Origin of the sequence: Gimesia alba, assembly GCF_007744675.1 — a bacterium.
Taxonomy (GTDB): Bacteria; Planctomycetota; Planctomycetia; order Planctomycetales; family Planctomycetaceae; genus Gimesia; species Gimesia alba.
Map to the genome: position 1 here is coordinate 7,733,822 of NZ_CP036269.1, position 19,473 is coordinate 7,753,294.

At 47.9% G+C, this 19,473-nt stretch carries 17 protein-coding genes; 10 read left to right on the plus strand and 7 right to left on the minus strand.

The window, feature by feature from the left end:
• Positions 1–37 precede the first annotated feature (37 nt).
• On the plus strand, positions 38–1,564 hold the full coding sequence (locus Pan241w_RS29065; protein ID WP_145223042.1) for an alpha/beta hydrolase-fold protein: 1,527 nt from the start codon (positions 38–40) through the stop codon (positions 1,562–1,564).
• 23 nt (positions 1,565–1,587) lie between these two features.
• Here Pan241w_RS29065 and Pan241w_RS29070 read toward each other — a convergent pair whose 3' ends face one another.
• The 7 genes from Pan241w_RS29070 to Pan241w_RS29100 all read right to left on the minus strand — a co-directional run bounded on the left by Pan241w_RS29070 (position 1,588) and on the right by Pan241w_RS29100 (position 10,649).
• Complete coding sequence (locus Pan241w_RS29070) at positions 1,588–2,616, minus strand: ThiF family adenylyltransferase (RefSeq protein ID WP_232107307.1); 1,029 nt, start codon at positions 2,614–2,616, stop codon at positions 1,588–1,590.
• A gap of 214 nt (positions 2,617–2,830) precedes the next feature.
• Positions 2,831–3,976, minus strand: coding sequence for a hypothetical protein (locus Pan241w_RS29075; protein ID WP_145223046.1), 1,146 nt, complete (start codon positions 3,974–3,976; stop codon positions 2,831–2,833).
• Positions 3,977–4,252: 276 nt separating this feature from the next.
• A complete protein-coding gene (locus tag Pan241w_RS29080) occupies positions 4,253–4,969 on the minus strand; it encodes an FKBP-type peptidyl-prolyl cis-trans isomerase (protein WP_145223048.1) in 717 nt (238 codons plus the stop codon).
• A 261-nt stretch (positions 4,970–5,230) separates the two neighbouring features.
• Entirely contained in the window at positions 5,231–6,463 is a 1,233-nt protein-coding gene (locus Pan241w_RS29085; RefSeq protein ID WP_145223050.1) for an LL-diaminopimelate aminotransferase, read from the minus strand.
• A gap of 167 nt (positions 6,464–6,630) precedes the next feature.
• Complete coding sequence (locus Pan241w_RS29090; RefSeq protein ID WP_145223052.1) at positions 6,631–7,977, minus strand: MauE/DoxX family redox-associated membrane protein; 1,347 nt, start codon at positions 7,975–7,977, stop codon at positions 6,631–6,633.
• 98 nt (positions 7,978–8,075) lie between these two features.
• Complete coding sequence (ygfZ, locus tag Pan241w_RS29095) at positions 8,076–9,152, minus strand: CAF17-like 4Fe-4S cluster assembly/insertion protein YgfZ (protein ID WP_145223054.1); 1,077 nt, start codon at positions 9,150–9,152, stop codon at positions 8,076–8,078.
• Positions 9,153–9,422: 270 nt separating this feature from the next.
• Positions 9,423–10,649 (minus strand): protein-L-isoaspartate(D-aspartate) O-methyltransferase, encoded by a 1,227-nt coding sequence (locus Pan241w_RS29100; protein ID WP_145223056.1) that lies wholly within the window; start codon positions 10,647–10,649, stop codon positions 9,423–9,425.
• Positions 10,650–10,868: 219 nt separating this feature from the next.
• Here Pan241w_RS29100 and Pan241w_RS29105 point away from each other — a divergent pair, with 219 nt between their 5' ends.
• The 9 genes from Pan241w_RS29105 to Pan241w_RS29145 all read left to right on the plus strand — a co-directional run bounded on the left by Pan241w_RS29105 (position 10,869) and on the right by Pan241w_RS29145 (position 19,439).
• A complete protein-coding gene (locus Pan241w_RS29105; RefSeq protein ID WP_145223058.1) occupies positions 10,869–11,672 on the plus strand; it encodes a HEAT repeat domain-containing protein in 804 nt (267 codons plus the stop codon).
• 446 nt (positions 11,673–12,118) lie between these two features.
• On the plus strand, positions 12,119–12,724 hold the full coding sequence (locus Pan241w_RS29110) for a type IV pilus modification PilV family protein (protein ID WP_145223060.1): 606 nt from the start codon (positions 12,119–12,121) through the stop codon (positions 12,722–12,724).
• Positions 12,705–13,631: a prepilin-type N-terminal cleavage/methylation domain-containing protein gene (locus Pan241w_RS29115; RefSeq protein WP_145223062.1), complete on the plus strand. Its 927-nt coding sequence runs from the start codon at positions 12,705–12,707 to the stop codon at positions 13,629–13,631. Before Pan241w_RS29110 ends, Pan241w_RS29115 begins: the two co-directional genes overlap by 20 nt.
• Positions 13,632–13,692: 61 nt before the next feature.
• Complete coding sequence (locus tag Pan241w_RS29120; protein WP_145223064.1) at positions 13,693–15,582, plus strand: hypothetical protein; 1,890 nt, start codon at positions 13,693–13,695, stop codon at positions 15,580–15,582.
• 79 nt (positions 15,583–15,661) lie between these two features.
• Positions 15,662–16,249 carry a pilus assembly FimT family protein gene (locus Pan241w_RS29125; protein ID WP_198000230.1) on the plus strand — a complete coding sequence of 196 codons (588 nt, stop codon included), beginning with the start codon at positions 15,662–15,664 and terminating at the stop codon, positions 16,247–16,249.
• Between the two features lie 31 nt (positions 16,250–16,280).
• Positions 16,281–17,354 carry a pilus assembly protein PilM gene (gene pilM / locus Pan241w_RS29130; protein WP_145223067.1) on the plus strand — a complete coding sequence of 358 codons (1,074 nt, stop codon included), beginning with the start codon at positions 16,281–16,283 and terminating at the stop codon, positions 17,352–17,354.
• A 10-nt stretch (positions 17,355–17,364) separates the two neighbouring features.
• On the plus strand, positions 17,365–18,102 hold the full coding sequence (locus Pan241w_RS29135; RefSeq protein WP_145223069.1) for a PilN domain-containing protein: 738 nt from the start codon (positions 17,365–17,367) through the stop codon (positions 18,100–18,102).
• Positions 18,095–18,703 carry a type IV pilus inner membrane component PilO gene (pilO, locus tag Pan241w_RS29140; protein ID WP_145223071.1) on the plus strand — a complete coding sequence of 203 codons (609 nt, stop codon included), beginning with the start codon at positions 18,095–18,097 and terminating at the stop codon, positions 18,701–18,703. The genes Pan241w_RS29135 and pilO overlap by 8 nt, the downstream gene beginning before the upstream one ends.
• A 79-nt stretch (positions 18,704–18,782) precedes the next feature.
• Positions 18,783–19,439 carry a hypothetical protein gene (locus Pan241w_RS29145; RefSeq protein ID WP_145223073.1) on the plus strand — a complete coding sequence of 219 codons (657 nt, stop codon included), beginning with the start codon at positions 18,783–18,785 and terminating at the stop codon, positions 19,437–19,439.
• The last annotated feature ends 34 nt before the right edge of the window (positions 19,440–19,473 follow it).

Here is a 19,473-nt window from a genome sequence, read left to right on the forward strand (position 1 = left end):
GCGTTCTACATTGAAACAATCTGAGGTGAGATTCACTATGATTCAACGATTTCGGTTTTGTCTGCAGACACTCTTATTCTCGATTGCGTTTTCTTTACTCCTGTTCGCCGAAGTACAGGCCGCGGAAAATAAGTTTCAGGTCAGCTTTGCGGATTCGATTCATCAGCAACCCTATTCAGGCCGCGTTTATCTGATCTTTACCCGGATGGATCGGGAGCCGCGACTGGGACCCTCCTGGTTTCAACCAGAATTATTCGTTGCGCAAGACGTGAAAGACTGGCAGCCGGGAAAAACAATTGAGTTCGCTCCCGATACGAAAGGGCTACTTTCATTCCCCACCCCGTTGTCAGAGATGAATCTGGCAGGATATCGCGCACAAGCCGTGGTTCGCTTTAATGAGACTGCTCCCCAAATCGGCTCTGCTCCCGGAAATGGCTTTAGTCAGGTCATTACGATCCCAGCAGGCGGCTTTTCAAAGCCACCGTTGTTGACGGTCAATAAACTGGTACCAGAAAAACCGGTCAAAGAGAGCCGCTGGAACAAGCTCTTCAAAATTCGTTCTCCCCTGTTATCGAAATTTCATGGTAGCGATACGTTTTTTGAAGCCACCGTGCTGCTGCCACAAAGTTATTATGAGCAGCCCGATCGAAAATATCCGGTAATTTATACGATTCCCGGCTTCGGCGGAGATCATTTGCGCGGGCGGAGCTTGACTCCCGTCCCCGAACAAAATGAAGGAGGCGTGGAATTCATTCGGGTCTTATTGAATCCGAATTGCCGTTACGGACATCATGTCTTTGCCGACTCGGCCAATAATGGCCCTGTTGGAAAAGCATTCACGACGGAGTTTCTGCCAGCACTCGAAAAAACCTTTCGCGCCATTCCCGATCAACGTGCCCGGTTTTTAACGGGGCATTCATCGGGAGGTTGGTCTTCACTCTGGTTACTGGTGACCTATCCCGATACGTTTGGGGGTACCTGGAGTACGGCCCCCGATCCCGTCGATTTTCGGGACTTCCAACAGATCAATCTCTATGATCCCACAAGCAACATGTATCGCGATGCCGCGAATCAGCCCAGGCCGCTTGCCCGTATGGGACAGCAGCCGGTCTTATGGTATGAGTCCTTTGCCAAAATGGAACACGTTCTAGGACCCGGCGGTCAGTTGCGAAGCTTTGAAGCTGTCTTCAGCCCGCGCGGTAAAGACGGAACGCCCCTGAAACTGTATGATCGGGAAACGGGGACGATCGATCCTCAAGTAGCCGAAACCTGGAAAGCCTATGATATCAGACTGATTCTGGAATCGAACTGGGAGAGCCTCGCGCCCAAACTGGCGGGAAAAATTCATGTCTTTATGGGCGATCAGGATACATTTTATCTGGAAGGGGCAACGGTGTTGCTCAAACAGTCTCTGGATCGCTTGAATGGGGACATCGCTGCAGATACGGTGGTCGAGATCTTTCCGGGAAAAAATCATTCATCGTTGATGACCAGAGATTTAGTCATGCGGATGCGAAAAGAAATGGTGCAAACGTTTCTCGCACATCAGGATGAGATCAAATAAAACGAAGATCACTTTGTTGTCGATTAACTGCCAATGTAACGGGCATAGATCGTTTTCGCGGTCGAGGGATCATCGGTGCCTTTGATGATGGCGCGACCATCACGAAACAGGCTGATTTCATATTCGGGATCTTTCAGATTCAGCCTGAGCAGATACGCGTTGAAGTCTACCGTTCCCGATTTCTGGAGTTTTTTCGCCAGCTCTTCAAACACAATCTGCCCCTTATCAGCCGGAGAAACCTGAACCGCATTTCTGCCGCACAGTCGCGTGGTGCGCGAACCTTGTTCTCCCTTCAGCCAGATGCGCTCTCCTTGATGACAGGCTTTGCAGCCCGCTTTGTCACGGAGATCGGCCACGCTCATCTGCCGGAATGATCCCTCCCAGACATCGACGACAGTCAGTACCGGTTTGATCTGTTCTTCAAGTCCAGCAAGCAGTTTGATCGCGTCGACGGCTTCTAATGACGCGATCACATTCACCGTCGGCCCCAGGATGCCCGCGGTATCACAGGTTTCAGTGCTGCCCGGTTCCGGCGCGGAATCGATCAAACAGCGCAGGCAGGCGGATTTGCCGGGCAAGATCGTCATCGTCTGCCCGGTACTGCCGATGCAGCCGCAGTAGATCCAGGGGATACCCAGTTCCAATGAGACATCATTGATCAGATAACGGACTTCGAAGTTATCTGTGCCATCCAGAATTAGATCGACGTCCTTTGCCAGTGCTAAGATATTGGTATGATCAATATCTTCCACGATCGGCTCGATTTTGACTTCGCTGTTGATTTTTTTCAGTTTTTCAGCAGCAGCAATCGCTTTGGGAAGTTTGGCAGCCACATCGGTTTCATCAAACAGGACCTGTCTCTGCAGGTTGCTCAATTCGACAAAATCGCGATCGACAATTTTCAATTGACCAACGCCCGCTCGCACCAGCGTTTCTGCCAAGACGGTTCCCAAAGCGCCACAGCCGCACAATAAGACGCGACCCTGCATCAAGCGGGCCTGGCCTGCCTCCCCCAATTCTGAAAAGAGGACCTGCCGACTGTAACGTTCCATTTCCGGTTTCATACTGATGATCGCCTGATTGCTGATTTAGAAAGAAGATCTCTCTTTATTTTAGCAATCAACAACCAGGATAACAGGGCGCCGTCCACAGAACCGGTGCACTCTCATCGACCAGAGGGTTCCGTTTCGCTGACGGGCTTCAAAAGAGCCCCGCTGCGGGAAGCAACGGGGCTCGGCTCTGTTTCAGTTCGTATTCACTGTGAGATCAGTCGACACTGATTTCCTGTAGCAGCGAGACAAATTGTGGCTTGATCAAGCGACGAGAATGTTCGTTCCAGCCTTCTGCTGCCACTTTCAAGGTGATCCTGGGTTTAATCCAGGTGGCAACCTGTTTGTTCTTCACAAAAGGTTTCTTCTGCCTCAGTTCTGGCAAACGTGACTCCCATTCTTTTCGAATATCTTCCGGAAGGTCGCTACCGATAATGTATCCCGCATACACCAGCTTCTTGTTATAGGAAGAGGCAATGAGAACCGAATCGATCTTCCCGTTTGGCAATGCCGAATATCCGAGCAGCAGACAGTCGTACTCCTGCAGGGGCACCTTCGCGGTTTCTTCCGGTTCCTTTTCTGGTTCAGGCTCGGGTAGCGCTCCACCGGCTGCTCCAGCTGCCGCTGCTGCCTTTTCGGCCATTTTATCTGGCGTCTCTTCGCTTCCGCCTGCAAAGTCATCTAACGCTTCTTCCAGATTATCAGCACCGTCTCCTTCCGCATTTTTAGCCTGATCAACAATCGTCGCGACCAGATTGATATCGGCCGATTTTCGGAATCCCCAGTCTTTGAACAGAGAATTGAATTCAAATCCACCCACAATGGCAAATGCGCTGATGAATAAGGTCAGTCCCCAGACAGCCATGTCTAATTTCCATGCTCCTGCCGGAAAACGGCGAATTGTCGGGCCCCAAATTTTGAGGGGGGTCAGGAAAATACTCAAGATGCCGAACTCGACTGATTTCGAGACTGCATGCAAATAGACAATCATATGCGCAATCATAAACATCAGAAATCCAACGGTGGCTTGTGTGATGGTCCACAAACATAACTCGGCTGCGCTGGAGCAATAATATCGCGCACCAATACTCAAGCCGATGGCGGCAATAGTTCCGACTCCCAGGATCCAACCCCATTCTGGAATGATTTCCCAGACGGTTTGTGGCTGTGGTTTGATTTCTACTTCATCCTGAAGTTCGACCTGGCCCACACATTTTCCCAGAGCCGGATAGTAACCGCACTTCGGACACCAGGAGGAAAGGCCCCAAGGCTCATAAGTACCGCATTCAGAACAGGTCGGTTTTGCCTGCGAATTGTGGATATCTTGGAGAAGTTGGTCGTTATTCTGATTAATTTCTGGCATAGCTCGGTTACTTTTTGAAGTAGACAGAGATGTAGATCGATACAATTTTATGTGTCTCTCCGAGTACCTTAGCTTACAAAATGCAACACCAACCCACTTCGAGTGTAATAAATGTCAACATCCAAGTAGAAAACCCCACACCAGCACCAGCATAATCAACACATCCCACACAATCAGTCCTGTAATTTGATGTTGAGACATTGGCACAAAAAAAGACCGACGCACTGTATAGTGCGTCGGTCTGTGAATGATTTATTGAACTGACTCTAAGATCAATCAGTTTACTTTCAGTAACTCAATATCGAAGATGAGAACTTCGTTCGGTCCGATATCAGGACCTGAACCGCGTGTTCCGTATGCCAAATCGCTGGGGATAAACAGCTGCCATTTATCTCCCTCTTTCATCAACTGCAGGGCTTCTGTCCAACCACTGATGACTCCATTAACAGGAAACGTTGCTGGTTGATTTCGTTTATAAGAACTATCAAATTCTTTTCCATTCGTCAAAGTGCCACGATAATGCGTGGTCACTCTGTCATTCAGACCAGGAGTTTTTCCTGTTCCCTTTTTGATGACTTTATACTGCAGGCCACTTTTGGTGGTCTTAACGCCTTCCTTCTTGGCATTCGCAGCCAGGAACTGTTTTCCTTTCGCAATATTTTCCGCTTGCGCTTTCTTCATTTTTGCTTCCTGCTGCTGGCGTAATTCCTGCTGGAAAGCAATCAATGTGGCGCGGATTTCCTCTTCGGTCATTTGCGGTTTCTGCTTGGTCATGGCATCCATAATGCCTTTGACCAGAACCTGTGGATCAAGTTCCAGCTGATCTCGCATCAAATTTTGCCCCAGATTGTAGCCAATCCCGTAACTGACTTTCTGCTTCTGGTCTTTGAAAGCGGATTTACCGGAACCTGCTTTTTCGTTCTGTGCGTTCGCCAATTGTGAAAATCCAAACAACGCAATACATAAACAGGCAGAGAGATGCCATTTCGACATAGGAACAACCTTTCGGTGAAGTATAAGAATAATGTTGAAAAGGGGGTAACCATACGGGACGGCGAGATCCGGGCAGCCGCTGTCGACATCCGGATTAGCAGGTGATGTATTGCATGGTGTCCTCTTTCACAGAGGAGCTTCGACTTAAATCAAGTTAATGATTATACGTAAGTCTCCCGCAAAGTGTCTACAATAAACGGCAATTCGCCTGTAAAACAGCGTATTCTGCCACTGAGGGTCCGGTTGCAACCTCTGTCCAGCTTAACGGACTACGTTTTGAAAACGCGTCACCGCTTCATTGATATTATCTCTGCTGTTGAAAGCACTTAGGCGGAAATAGCCTTCGCCAGCAGCACCAAATCCACTGCCGGGAGTACCGACCAGGTGGGCCTTTTGCAACAATTCGTCAAAGAAGTCCCAACTGGACGCATCTCCGGGTGTTTTGAGCCAGACATAAGGGGCATTGACGCCACCATAAACCGAAATCCCGACCGATTCCAGTCCTTCTCTCAGCAGTCGGGCATTTTCCAGATAGAACGCGATCAATGTCTGAATCTGCTGTTTACCCTGCTCTGAATAAGCGGCTTCCGCCCCTTTCTGGATGATGTAAGACACGCCGTTAAACTTAGTACAATGACGTCGATTCCAGAGAGGATGGATGTCTACCGTTTCGCCGCTCGCCGTCTTTCCTTTTAATTCTTTGGGTACGACGGTAAATGCACAGCGGGTTCCTGTGAAGCCCGCATTCTTACTAAAGCTGCGAAATTCAATCGCGACTTCTTTTGCTCCCTCGATCTCATAAATCGAATGGGGAATTTCGGGATCTGTAATGAAAGCTTCATAGGCAGCATCGAAGAAAATGATCGAGCCGTTCGCTTTGGCATAATCGACCCACTGCTTGAGAGTCTCTTTTGTCGCGACCGTTCCCGTGGGATTATTGGGATAACAGAGATAAATTAAGTCGACCGGTGATTCAGGCAGAGCGGGAACAAAGTTGTTTTCGGCAGTCACAGGCAGATATGTCAAACCAGCATATCGTCCACTTTCATCCGCTTCGCCTGTGCGTCCAGTCATTACGTTGGTGTCGACATAAACCGGATAAACAGGGTCGGTGACTGCGACTTTATTATCCGCACCAAAAATATCGAGGATGTTTCCGGTATCACACTTTGAACCGTCGGAGACAAATATTTCGTCTGCAGAAATATCAACGCCCCGCGATTGAAAATCATTTTGCGCAATCGCATCTCTCAGGAAAGCGTATCCCTGTTCGGGCCCGTACCCGTGGAACGTGTCAGGATTTCCCATCTCATCGACGGCTGCATGCATGGCTTCCCGGATCGCAGCCGGCAGAGGCTCGGTCACGTCACCAATTCCCAGTTTGATCACAGCTGCACTCGGGTTCTCTTCGCAAAACTTGTTGACACGCCGTCCAATTTCCGGAAAAAGATAACCCGCTTTGAGCTTCAGGTAGTGATCATTAATCAAAGCCATTTCACGCCTCAAATCATAAATAAACAAAACTTGTGTTGGTGAATCATCGAGAGAGATTTTTTCAAAACCAGAAACGCCGTTGTATTTTGAATTCAGCAGAATTGCAACCGACGCACACAGGAGAGACGGTTTTTCACAGAAAAGGTTCTATTCTTGCCGATCGTCATTCAGTCGTTTTCTATGTTGTCAAACGGGCGCGGCATGGCATTGAACCAGAACTGCTGTGCGAGAGACTCGATTTGGGTTAAGCCTTTGTACTCACTGATTTTGCGCTTACCTGTCAGCCGATGAGCTGCGCTTTCGAACAGCAGTCTGACTTGTGGTGGTTGTGAGCCGTGACCCGAATTCTGCTCCGGAATTTTGCTGATCGCGATTGCCACTCCCAATTGAAAACGGGCCTGTGGATAGACAGGCGCGCCGAGTTCTGCCAGTGACCAGCGATCAACGCGTACACGACACCAGGGACTGAATGGACGAGGCGGATCAACAAACGGTTGCAGTGCAGGGGGGAGCTGCGATTTCGCTTCTTCGTCAACCAGTAATGTCACGCGATCATGCGAACTCGCGTACAATCCCCAGGCAGGCCAATGATCAAAATATCCGATTGGTTCTAACAACGGAGACAGCATTACAAACCAGACAATGGCCATGATGCCCTTTTCCCTTCCGATGCTGTGTTTGAATGACAGGTTGAAATCGGCCTGACTGAGGACAGCTTCTCCCGAATTCCTAAGGCTCAGCAAACCACTAAACAGAATCAGATCCTGGAAGATGAAATAAATATTCCAGACGAGAACACCACCATGGTGATTCAATCCCCAGGGACCGACGGCAAGAATGAGACAGACATGCATCGATACTGCAATCCAGAGAGCCCATTGGCGGGTACGGGGAATCAACAACCCCACCGCAATCAGTAATTCGGCAATCGGAAATGAACCAGCGATCAAGGTCAAGGTACGTTCGGTCCAGTATTCGGTAGATACTCCGATTCCGGTAAACAGTCCTTTTACTAGCTGGGGCCCCAGCGTCTGTATAAAGCTGGCATCGCATTTGGAAAGCGCGGAATAGAAATAAATGCTGATCACAAACAACCGAAACAGCCGAACAGCGCGCGGCGGTTTCAGACAGGTCAACAACAAAAATCCTATGGCAAACTGATACGCCCAGGGTTGGAGGCGATGCTGGTCAAACACGATCGAAATCAGGAACGCGAAAAAAAACAAGCCACCGCAAACTTGTTGAGCTGATTGCCAGCACTCCTGATCCTGTCTCCGCAAAAACCATGAGGCAGAGACCATTCCCAGCAGACAAAGACTGGAGATGACCATCGAGATCAACGTGAACCAGTCGATCCAGGTAGGCAGATTAAGTATATAGGAGAATAAAGGAACCTGAGGAAATAACGTTTGTGGTACCCAGAGCTGCCACGTAATTAAGAACAGCCCCAGACTGAAACATGTCAAAGTGACTTTAAGTAATCGCAGTTGTAAGAAAATCTTCTCATATGACATGGATTGGATCACCGTTTTTGCGTTCATTATAACGCTCAGCGATCACTTTCACCGCTCTCTGACAAATCTACGGAGAAAAAAACTGGTGAATCAATGACTTAATTGAGTGATGTAAAAACAGTTCCGGAATACTCTTGATCCTCAGAAACGAGTATTACCTCGGTGCCTGGTTCGTTCGAACCGCGCCGTATCAACGCCATCGCAACAGCAGGATATTTTCCATACGATCTGGCAGAAGAAGAAATCGTACCCACATCCTGAGATTCGTTGGCGTCTTTCACGACTACTTTGGTTCCCGCTGGAGGGACCCAGGCCTGGTCGAGTCCAATGGCCCGCAACTCTCGATTCACATGACCCAGTGAATCAATTCGAGCAATTGGTTCCTGACCCAGATAACAGCCTTTTTTGAATGAGATCGCGCGATCGGTTCGACTTGCTTCCTGCGCCAGATTCTCTTCTGTTAAATCAATTCCATACATGGGAAAGAGATATTCAATGCGTAATGCCTGGAAAGTATCCTGACCTGCTGGAGTTGCTCCTGCTTGAGTCAGGTTTGACCACAATTCAGAAATGTTGACATACGGCAGACAGCAGAGAAAACCGGGCTGCCCCAACCAGTCGACCCGTCGCACTGTGAGTTGTGAATCTGATTCTGCCACCCGCAGTTGCTGATTGACTTCCAATGAACTTACATTGATTCCCAGTTGACTGAATATCGCCGTTGACTGAGGGCCACTCAGATACAAGTTGCCGAATTCCGGTGTGCGTATTTTAAAGTGCGCGTCTTCGAGAATGATATAGCGATCCAAATGATCGATAATGGTTTTGCTTTCTCCGGGCGCTGTATCAATCCAGATCGATTCTTCGTGATTGAAAGCAAAGATATGACCTAGAATGCGGCTTTGGACATTCGTAATAAAAGCTTCACAACCCTGATCAGGTTGCAGGCTTTTGATATCGTTCGTACAAAAGTTGTGCAGAAACTTCTGCCGATCTTTACCTCTTAACTCCAGTTGATCTCGGTGACTCAGATCAAAAAGTACGGCGCCCTCTTGCGCGCTATGATACTCTTTCTCAGGAGTCCCAAAGTGGGAAACAAGTGGATAAAGCTGATCGAGATCTTTGAAAACGGCACCCTGCGATTTCTGGAGTTCCTGAAATTGACGTAATGACATTCGAATTCCACGCTGAAAGTTTGAGAAGGGATCGAAATAATAATGCTTGATAAGAATAACGCTCTAAAGAATTCCTCATGGGATTTCTTCAGTGGAGATAGAATCCGGCTGTAGTAATAAATACGTGGACAGATAGGGAAATAAGAAAATGAATCTTATTCCACAAGGAGAGAGGCTCTATAAAAAAGAGATGGGGTTGCGAAATTCATTCTAGGAGTCGGTATGAGTTTTTCAAGAAAAAACTTCGACCCTTTTGACTGGATTCGAAGACTACTCGATTTTTTCAATCTTGAGGTTATCAACGTTCAGTACTCCGACACCACCATTGAGCCCCAACTGTACGACCGCTTCTCGCGTCTGTGGTGGAATCGAGATTGTTTTTCGCTGCTGATGCCACTGACGACTTCCAATCCAGGGACCGATATAAGCCTGTCCAATATTTCGCCGAATCCTGTCATAAAAATGGATGATCATTCCGGGCTTTTGGAACGTTTCAGCTCCCTGGGTTGTATTCAGGTAACTGACCTGAAGACTGATGTCGAGCGCATGGACTTTGGATCCATCAATGGCCATTCCCTGCAAGATTTGTGACAACCTTCCGGGAGTATCATTTTCAAATTTCAGATACGAAGTGCCCTCGGGAGCATCAACGTTGACCCAGTCGACTCGGCGTTGGTAGTGCCAGTTATCAACTTTCCTGTCTTTGTTCGCATCGATTTCGAAACCACCATTGATGATTTCCGGACGAAGGGGGTTCGGTTTGACTTCGCGCTTTTCTTCGGAGCGACCAGTCATAGGAACGAACAAAGTTGGAATGAGCCGTTTATGCTTCAGCTGGCCTTGTTCTTTTTGAAACAGATGAAAGACCTGTTGATATCGCTCTCCCAGAGGAATTAATAGCATGCCACCCTCTTTCAGCTGGTCAATCAATGGTTGAGGCACTTTTTCTGGTGAGCAGGTCACGATAATCTTGTCAAAAGGTGCTTCTTCCGGCCAGCCAAGATATCCATCGCCGATTCGCGTATGAACGTTATCATACTTCAGCTTCTTCAACCGCACTGCCGCTTTCTTACCGAGTCCTTCCACAATTTCGATGGTATAGACGTCTTTCACCAGGCCAGAAAGTACCGCAGCCTGATAACCACTGCCTGTGCCGATTTCGAGTACTTTGTCCTCAGGTTGAGGGTCAATTGTCTCAGTCATATAAGCGACGACATAGGGAGGAGAAATGGTCTGCTTATAACCAATTGGCAAAGCCAGATCCTGATAAGCCAGATTTTTCATATTGGAACTGACAAATTCATGGCGAGGAACCTGCTTCATGGAAGAGAGTACGCGGGGATTTTTAATGCCCTCACCCTCGATATAACGTGTCACCATTTCGTGGCGCAAGCCACGAAAGTAAGCACTGCTCTGTGCAAAGACTGGCTCTGGCGAATTCCATAACGCGAAGCTGGCGAATATGTTGATTGCTAAGAAGTAGGTGATTGGCTTCATCAGAGAACCTCTCTGCAGATATTGCTGTGATTTTTCACGACTTAAACTAGAATTACCGTAAATTATAACACTAATGGAGGACCTGCGTTAATGTCGATTTCTCAATTAGTGGTGATGAATCACGAGATTGGCTTCGGAATCGACTATTTCTATCTACACAGAAAAGAAATTTCGTTATGATCCGTTGATCAAGCCAGTTTTCAAAGGATATTTGAGCGGATGGATTCCAGTCAAATGAACGTGTTTCGCGTAATAATCATTGTTTGTACTCTTAACTCAGCCCTCTTATTTCACGGGTGTGGATCGTCCGACTCTCCCTCTAAAGAGAAAGCGAATGAGACCTCCGGGATTGAAAACGATTCGAATATTGCGACCTCCAAACAGGTCGCAACTCCCGAGAAACCCGTTGATCCACAACTCGAAGTCAAAGCTGTTTTCCGGACACTACTGGCCAACCGGACGGAACCAGATCCTGATGAATGGCAAACAGCCGATAAGCAATTGACGGCCTTTGGAAAAACAGCGATCCCGACTCTGTCCGCAGAAATGTCCAGTTCTGATATTGCTGCACGTGAATTGGCCAGTATGTATCTGGCCGGTCTGGGACCGGAAGCAAAGGAAGCGGCACCAGTTCTCGAACAAGCACTGCAGGATGAATCGCCGTTAACCCAGGTCAATGCAGCATCGACGCTGACACACTTTCCTGAATACCGTGACAAAGCCATTCCTGTTTTGATCAGTCTGACAAAGCACATGGACGCGAATACTCGTCTCACTGCCGTTTATGCCCTGGGTAGTCTGGATTCCCATTCGGATGAACAAATGGGAGCTATCAAGGCAGCCCTCAATGACTCTGACAGTGATGTCCAGTTAGCTGCAATAAAAGTTCTGGGACAGATCGGAGACCCGGCAAAAGAGACTTTAACTGACTTGCAGACACTCATCGATAACACCGATACCAACGAAGTATTGCGTGAAGCAGCTCTTTCCTCAAAATCGCAGATTGAACAGGCAAAGCAATAGGTTCTGCTACCAGCTTTGACCCACTCTCTTTCACGTCAAATCAAGTAATGCGATTCATTTGCCGGTCCGTCTATAGCAATTGCGACGATTTTCTCGCGCTCGCCTGTGAGCGAAAATTCCGAAATGTATCGGAGAAAATCGAATTTCTGAAGATCTTGCGCAAATCCGTTTGACTAACGATACGCGTGACCTACTTTTATTGGCAGAGAGGGACTGCTGACCTCTCAACGCAATCATCAAATTTATTTCCTCCGCTTCTACTTGAGGCGAGGATCTACAGCGCGGCAAGGAAAGCTGGGAGCTTTGAGGGGACCTTGCCGCGCTTTTTTTGTCTTGAAACCATCTGACTTGATGGTGCTTGATTCTCAGGTCACTTCCTGATTTCCGAAGGATCACCAGCATGACGCACATCGGCACCCTCGAGCAGAGCATTATTGGAACAGCTCATGGCAACCAGAAAACAATGGTTGCAGCGATCCCGCCGCAACGGACTCACTCTTGTTGAATCGCTGGTCTCTGTGACAATCACAGCGATTGCCGGAGTTGCTCTATTCTCAGCCATCGGTGCTTCGCTGGGCGCCAGTTACTCAACGTTGAATCATAATGTTGGTACGGGGCTGGCAGATCAAATGCTGGAAGAACTCGCGGCTGTTCGATTTCCCACATCGAGCGATACACGCCCGCACTCCACAGCAAACCGAAAAGATTTTGATGACCTGGATGATTATCACAACTGGTCAGCTTCACCGCCGACCAACAAGAATGGTTATCCATTAGGCGAGGAACCCGTCACAATTCTGGAACTCTATTTGATTACCCGTCCCAGTCTACTGGTTCCAGACACCAGCTTTTTAGACAGACTCACCCGGGAAGTCTCTGTCGAGCGCATCAAACACGACAGCAGCTCAGGCTGGGTTGAGACGAATGAAGAGACGAATTTCCGCAGGATCACCGTCACCATAAAACTGGCAATAACAACGGACGCTGGTTCACGAAGTCATATGATTTCAGAAGTATCACGAATATTCAGTTATGTACCACTTTCACCCTGACAACTCGACGGCACAACACGTGTGTTCTAAAGGTCCGCTCTTGATTGAGTTGGGCCACGGGCGTTTCTGCGCAGTTCGAGATCAGACTTCCCGAGGTGGCTTAACACTGGTTGAGTTATTGATGGCGATGGCGATCTCCAGCATTCTCGTTGTTGCTTTGGGGGGTATTGTGACAGCCACACAATCTGCCTGGAAACACACGCAGGGTATCGAAGATTCTCAAGCGCAGATCACCGCAACATTTGATCGTATCAAAATGATGGTCTCACAAGCGGGCGTCTATCAAGTCAGCGGTCAACCGCCTCAAGTCGGATTGGCAGTCGTCACACATTCCTGGAACAGTGTTGACATCGCTAACACACTTGTTGTGTGGACAGGAGGTCGCAATGGCGGCATCAGCGATCAAGGCATTTTGACGCGGCTCCCCAAAATCAGCGAACTATTAATCTATACCAGCGATCCTGATGATGCACACAATCTGATTGAAGTCGCTTTACCAGACGTTGATTCGTCAATCGACTTCAACAGTTCTTCATTCAAAAGCACCATTCGTTCGGCCATCAAATCGAACAGTGCCGAATCGGCTTTGCTGAGCAATCGAATTAAAAGCAGTCAGTTTGTTCTGTCAGGGAATCCCTGGGGATCTCCTGTCGGAAATATTCGTTTTGAGATCGTGAAAACACCCAGTGACAGCAGCCTGAGTGGCGTCTCTCCCGGTACCAGTAACTGGATGAATCTCCCTTGGCCACAGGGAACCACAAGTTCCACGAGTGGTTTACGTCTCGTGACGATCAACTACGAAATCCAGTTCGAAACAGCAGAACGGACATCATTGAACGACATCAATTCGCCCACAGCACTCCCATTTTTCGGGTCCAGTTCGAGGTATTATGCATATGCTCCTTAAGCAGTATGATATGAGAACATTTCTTACAGGCCGTGTTGAAAGACACGATCTGATAAGGAAGGTGCGCGCGACTCGATCGGGAATTTCTTTGATTCTGGTGATGTTTGCATTAAGCATGTCTTTGGTTTTAACGTACTCGTTCATTCAAACTCAAAGTGTGCTGACACAAATTTCTGAAAACGGCGCGCGGCGCGATCTGGCGATGAGCGCCGCCCGCGCAGGGATTAACGATGCGCTCAACCGCATGAATTCGCTTGATTGGGCCGGAGTCAACGACCAATATCTTCGCGAGTTTCAGTCCGACTCAGACGGAACAAGCACTTACAGTATTTCGTTTCAAGCTCCCAGTGATTCTCTCAGTTCGGTTTTAGAAATCGAAGTTCATTCCCTGGGTGTCTGGATATCTGCAGAAAATAATAATCTGCGATCCGAGTATCAGATTACGGCAAAAGTCCGGCTAGTGCCTCGCCTGAAAGGCAGAACCATCTTACCTGGTGATTCTGCCAGCGCGACTGATCAGGCTGCTAACCCGGGTGATTTTGATGTGATCCGGCAGTACGCCTTGTTTGCTGAGGAAGGCCGCAATTCCCTCATTCTTGATCCCTGTGATCGGATTGACGGCAATCTCTGGCTGAACGAAGATTTAGTTTTGTATGAAGATCCAAATTGGAATTCCTCGGTTCGCAGTACATTCCTGCAGGATCTGGGGAACCGCCTGGTGACCTTTCCCGATGGTTCCTCTAGCCTGTCAGATGCCAGCCTTCAATACCCGCATCCGATCGCGGGCAACATTACGTTTTACAATACTCCCTCTTCGTCAATCCAGCAGGATCTGACTGACCTGAAAATCAACTGGACCACAACCGCTGATCGCCCCACGATTCCGTCTCCGGATTATACGAAGTTCTCGACTTATCAGCTTTATGCCGGCGGACCTGAATATCAGGCTGTTTCGGTCAGCTCCTCACTGTATAGCGAAACATTGAAGCCGACTCCGACGAACCCGCTGGGTATTTTTTATCGGAACGGCAGCATTAATGTTTTTGATAACGTTGTAATCCAGGGAACATTAGTCGCAAAGAACAAAATTTTCTTTCGAGGGAAGGGCATCCACGTCACTGCGTTCAACTGGAAAGGTGCTACTGGCGAACCATTGGTTCCAGACGCGGATCTTTGGCCACGCCTGCCAACCCTGGTCGCCGACGATGTTGAATTCGAACGCAATACACAAACCACAATCGAAGGCGCCGTTGTCTGTCATGATGATTTAAATGGTGCGGGAGGTTCTGTCAGTTACCCGGGAGCGTCAGCGATTTCATTGTCGGGAACTGCCACAGCGACTTCCATCGAACAACCTCACAGCACCGTCACGTTGAATGAATTTCGAGTTCTGGATACTCTGACCTCGGATGGTCAATATGCCATTTGGTTAAACACGACAGGCATGGGTCAAACGGGAGCAACGGGCACCTGGTTCCCGATAGTTGGTGTCGACAGCCTGAATCAGCAATTAACGATTCGAGGTGAGATTGATCATGCGGTACCGACGGGCTATGAAATCAAATTACATAAGCAGACTTTAGCACAAATACGCGGACCCGTTTGTGCAGAAACTTATAACTTCAATCGGTTGAATGAATGGGTGCTTTCGACTTCGCTTTGGAACGATCGTAAAAACACCTGGGAAGTTGGAAACGATTTACGGACACTGCTGGGAATCGACTTGCTGGGATTCAGCGAATGGCTGGCAGACCCGCTGAATTTCCCCGGTTGGGACACGTACTACCAACTTTACGGCTTGAATCTGGAACCGACGCTCCACATTCAGCATCTGAAAGACCAGGAATATCGCTGGGAACCGCCGCTGTTTCAACCATATGACGACGGAGATGCTGACAGCGAATATGCGGGCTATCGCTGGTCACTGATTGACTGGAAAGAAATTCCTTAAGTTGACTTGGAATCAAATGCAAAAATTAGATCAACATGAATGGCACAGCAGCAGACATTCTTCGAGTGGAAGATTGTCAATGATCGCATTGCGCGCCACACATCGAGATCAAATCAGGCGATGCGGCTTCACACTGATTGAAATGCTGATTGTGATCATGTTGATTGCAATTCTGGTTTCTGTCTCTTTAATTTCGACTGATACCAGTAGGTCTATGTCCTTGGATGCAACGGCTCGCATGCTGGTCGCCGATCTGCGACTGGCCCGTAACTACGCCATAAAATTCAATACAAAATATAAGGTCGTTTTTGACCTGGATGCCCAGTCCTATGAAGTTCAACATTCTGGCAGTGGCACCTTGCCAGTTCCGAAAAATAATCTGGCAGGCAGCGGAGCGGATTCAGACAAATATATCAAACAACTACGCAGTGATTCTCTGAATCTGCCGGATCAGGTTTTGATCAGACAAATCAATCTGAAAACATCGCTGTCCGACGTGACAGAACTGGAATTTGGACCGATGGGCGGCACTGGTCCAACTCGAAATGAGGATACCGTTCTGGTCTTGTCTACAGTTAGAAATGAAACCACATTTATTCTGCCCATCACCGTATCCTGGATTACAGGCCAGGCATGGATAGAAGAAATACAAACTTTAAAAAATTGATACAGCAAACCTATCAAGCAGAAATTAAATCATGATTTCCATACAACGTTCACAATATAGTCCTATTGGCTTACAACTCGGGCCCAGTTCTGCCACGCTGGTCCAGTTGACAGGACCGCGCCACAATCGTGTTGTGCATGCGATTGCCCAGGAACATTTTGATATTGATGAAAAATGTTCGCTGGAAGAACGCGATGCAAAAATCGCGGCAGAACTTCGTCGAATCCTGTCTGACCATCACTTTAAAGGACGACGGGTCATCAGTTGTCTGGGCTCTCAGGAATTATTCATTCAGAATGTTCGGCTGCCGCAGTTGCCGGCGGAAGAAATTCCGAAGGTTGTCGCCTGGGAAGCTGAAGAGAGACTGCCTTATCCGGTTGCCGATGCTGAAATTCGGCATTTACCAGCCGGCCAGGTTCGTCAGGAGTCGAATACCAAACAGGAAGTCATTCTGCTTGCCTGCCATAATGGGATTCTGGAACGACATCTGAACCTGCTGGAACAAGCCGGGTTGACTGCCGTCGCCATTGATGTCGAACCATCGGCCACACTACGGTGTTTTCATGATGCATCTGACGATGTTCAATCAAATTCTGTCAGCTGCTATTTGAATTTTGGAGATGCTGCCACAACCGTGATTTTTGCAGATCGGCAAAACGTTCTGTTCCTAAAATATATTATGCAAGGTAGCGATCATCTCGATCGTGCCGTGGCGGATAATCTGGATTTGCCTTTAAAAGAAGCAATCCGCCTGCGAAAAATCGTAACGAATTCTCCAACACTGGATGCCAGCGATGAACTTCATCGCTCTGTCATTGATTCTATCCGTACCATTCTGGAATCGATCAGTACCGAAGTTGAGAACTGCCTGCGGTATTACAAGGTAACCTTTCGTGGGAAAAAGCTGGATCAATTGATTGTCACGGGAAATGAATCCAGCCCCTGGCTCATTGATTTCCTGTCAGAACGCTTAAACACCGAATGCAAGATGGGAAATCCCTTTGAGTGCCTGAAACGCTGGCCAACTTCCACTGCGCTTCTGGAGCGCCCTGGCCGCTGGACGACAGCGATGGGATTGGCCATGAAAGAAAAAGTAGACCGCTAAGGATAAAACCATGATACCTGAAATAGATTTTTTACCAGCCAGTTATCGCGAAGTGCGAAGGCGGCACCGGAATCGAATCTGGCGGCGTACGATCGTTGTGATTTTTCTGACACTGGTCACCTTAGGCACGGTTCGGCAAAGAGAAATTCAACATGAGCTTGAGACAAAAAAGAAAACTCTGGAAGACCGCGTGCAGTTGATGAATCAGCAACTGGAAGACCCGACACATGTTACTCAGAAAATCAAGCAGGCAGAGATTCGAGCCAATCTGCTGGCGGGCCTCCAACTTGATGAATCACCAGCTCAACTGTTGTCCATAGTCAGTTCTGCGTTACCGGAATATGTTTCTTTGAATGAATTTCAGTTCCAGTTTGAGAAAGTTTTCGATCGAGAAAAATCGATTGAGAAAAAAATACCTGCTACAACAAAAGATAAAATACTACCAGAACTGGTGGACCTGGAGAATCTGCACGCACTTCATGCCCAGGAGGATCTCGTCATCAAACTGCAGGGAATTTCTCCCGATCATCTTTCCATTTCCAACTATATGTCCAATCTGGATCAGATGGGAATGTTCAAGGAAATTGATCTGATTCAATCAAACGAGACCATCTTTGAAGGTCAGCCGATGCGTGCATTTCGACTGAGAATGGTCGTGAATCCGCCGGGGACGTATCTCCCCAGGGAACATCAGCAAAACTCGGCCGGATTAGTCCACTCGTTCACAGGAGGTTTCGGTTATGAATGAAAAATTACGTCGTGACAGTTTGATTACCATTATTGGGCTTTCCGTCGTGGTCGCCTTGTTTACGTTTGTGGTGTATCTGCCAGGTCTAAAAAATAAGCAGGAATTGAATAAAGAGATTGCCGCGATTCAGCAATCCATTTCAGAAATCCCTGCGAAAGTCAAACAGCTGGAGGCACTCCATCAGGAACTGGACCAGCGACGGTCTTTCGTCAAACGGCTCTGTGAAAGGATCCCTGCAGACAGAGACACACATCAGGTCTTACAACGGGTTGCCTTACTCGCAAAGACGGCCTCACTGACTGTGAACGAATTGAACCCAGGCGAAACGGTGATGCACGAAACATATCTCCAACAGCCTTTTCAATTGAGTGTTTCCGGTCCTTATTCCGGTCTGGTTCAATTCCTGAACGGCCTGGATCACGAAAAACGTTTGTTTACTGTCTCTAATGTCACACTTACAAAGCAAGATGAGGAAGCTGAGGGACATATCAAAGGAACAATCAGCCTGTCAGTTTACGTATTCCGCGATAACCAGAGGGATTTTTCTGATTTTACCGAAAATAGGGTTAGCAAAGCGTTAATTTCAGCCGATAAGAGATAAGGGCGCGCCCCGATTCAAGTTTTTGTAATGAGTATATTATCCCATCCACATCGTATTTGTTTAAAGTAGTGATCCACTCGTGAAATCATTCAGCGAACAATTTTTACACGATTTGAGAGCCAGCTGGCAGAAAACCCTGCTGCTGGGACTCTTATTTATTGTGGGATTATACTTCTGGGTTCCCCCCTTGTATCGTGCCATTCGGGGAACTTCTGCCCCGACAATTGTTCCGGCAAAGATCAATCAGGCGGTCGTTCCACAACGCCCTCCCGTTGAAACAGAAATGAGTTTCACTCAAAGTGAAGCACAAGATGAGCCACGGCATTCTTGGGAACAATTTGATTCCCTGATGCAAACAGACCCCCTGGTTCAATCAGTTCAAATGGGAGCCGTCCAGAAAAATCCATTCAAAGTCAATCGAGATCAGTTCTCGCCTCCGATTTTGTTTGCAGAAGAGCCGGTTCAACCTAAGACTGAACTGACAGAGAAAAAACCAAAAGAAGTTCTGGTGTTACCAGATGGCATCGTATTAAAGACGACGATTATTGGAAAATTCCGTAGGGCAGCCATTATCAATAATAAAATGTACTACGAAGGTAAAACGTTTGAGCACGAGAATGTGACCTACACGCTGGAACAAGTCGCAGCCCGGAATGTTATTCTGAAACAGGGCGAGCAGAAATTTGAATTAAAAATTCAAAATGATCCTTCCGCATTTATCAAATTTGCACAATAACAGTTCGCATCACTGGGCTCCTGAAAATTGATTC

What these genes read in the sequence shown, in the direction of transcription:
- Pan241w_RS29065 (WP_145223042.1), top strand. Translation starts at nt 38, where the DNA reads ATGATTCAACGATTTCGGTTTTGTCTGCAGACACTCTTATTCTCGATT.
- Pan241w_RS29105 (WP_145223058.1), top strand. Translation starts at nt 10,869, where the DNA reads ATGGATTCCAGTCAAATGAACGTGTTTCGCGTAATAATCATTGTTTGT.
- Pan241w_RS29110 (WP_145223060.1), top strand. Translation starts at nt 12,119, where the DNA reads ATGGCAACCAGAAAACAATGGTTGCAGCGATCCCGCCGCAACGGACTC.
- pilM (WP_145223067.1), top strand. Translation starts at nt 16,281, where the DNA reads ATGATTTCCATACAACGTTCACAATATAGTCCTATTGGCTTACAACTC.
- Pan241w_RS29075 (WP_145223046.1), bottom strand. Translation starts at nt 3,976, where the DNA reads ATGCCAGAAATTAATCAGAATAACGACCAACTTCTCCAAGATATCCAC.
- Pan241w_RS29135 (WP_145223069.1), top strand. Translation starts at nt 17,365, where the DNA reads ATGATACCTGAAATAGATTTTTTACCAGCCAGTTATCGCGAAGTGCGA.
- Pan241w_RS29115 (WP_145223062.1), top strand. Translation starts at nt 12,705, where the DNA reads ATGTACCACTTTCACCCTGACAACTCGACGGCACAACACGTGTGTTCT.
- Pan241w_RS29090 (WP_145223052.1), bottom strand. Translation starts at nt 7,977, where the DNA reads ATGTCATATGAGAAGATTTTCTTACAACTGCGATTACTTAAAGTCACT.
- pilO (WP_145223071.1), top strand. Translation starts at nt 18,095, where the DNA reads ATGAATGAAAAATTACGTCGTGACAGTTTGATTACCATTATTGGGCTT.
- Pan241w_RS29080 (WP_145223048.1), bottom strand. Translation starts at nt 4,969, where the DNA reads ATGTCGAAATGGCATCTCTCTGCCTGTTTATGTATTGCGTTGTTTGGA.
- Pan241w_RS29100 (WP_145223056.1), bottom strand. Translation starts at nt 10,649, where the DNA reads ATGAAGCCAATCACCTACTTCTTAGCAATCAACATATTCGCCAGCTTC.
- Pan241w_RS29070 (WP_232107307.1), bottom strand. Translation starts at nt 2,616, where the DNA reads ATGGAACGTTACAGTCGGCAGGTCCTCTTTTCAGAATTGGGGGAGGCA.
- Pan241w_RS29125 (WP_198000230.1), top strand. Translation starts at nt 15,662, where the DNA reads ATGATCGCATTGCGCGCCACACATCGAGATCAAATCAGGCGATGCGGC.
- Pan241w_RS29085 (WP_145223050.1), bottom strand. Translation starts at nt 6,463, where the DNA reads ATGGCTTTGATTAATGATCACTACCTGAAGCTCAAAGCGGGTTATCTT.
- ygfZ (WP_145223054.1), bottom strand. Translation starts at nt 9,152, where the DNA reads ATGTCATTACGTCAATTTCAGGAACTCCAGAAATCGCAGGGTGCCGTT.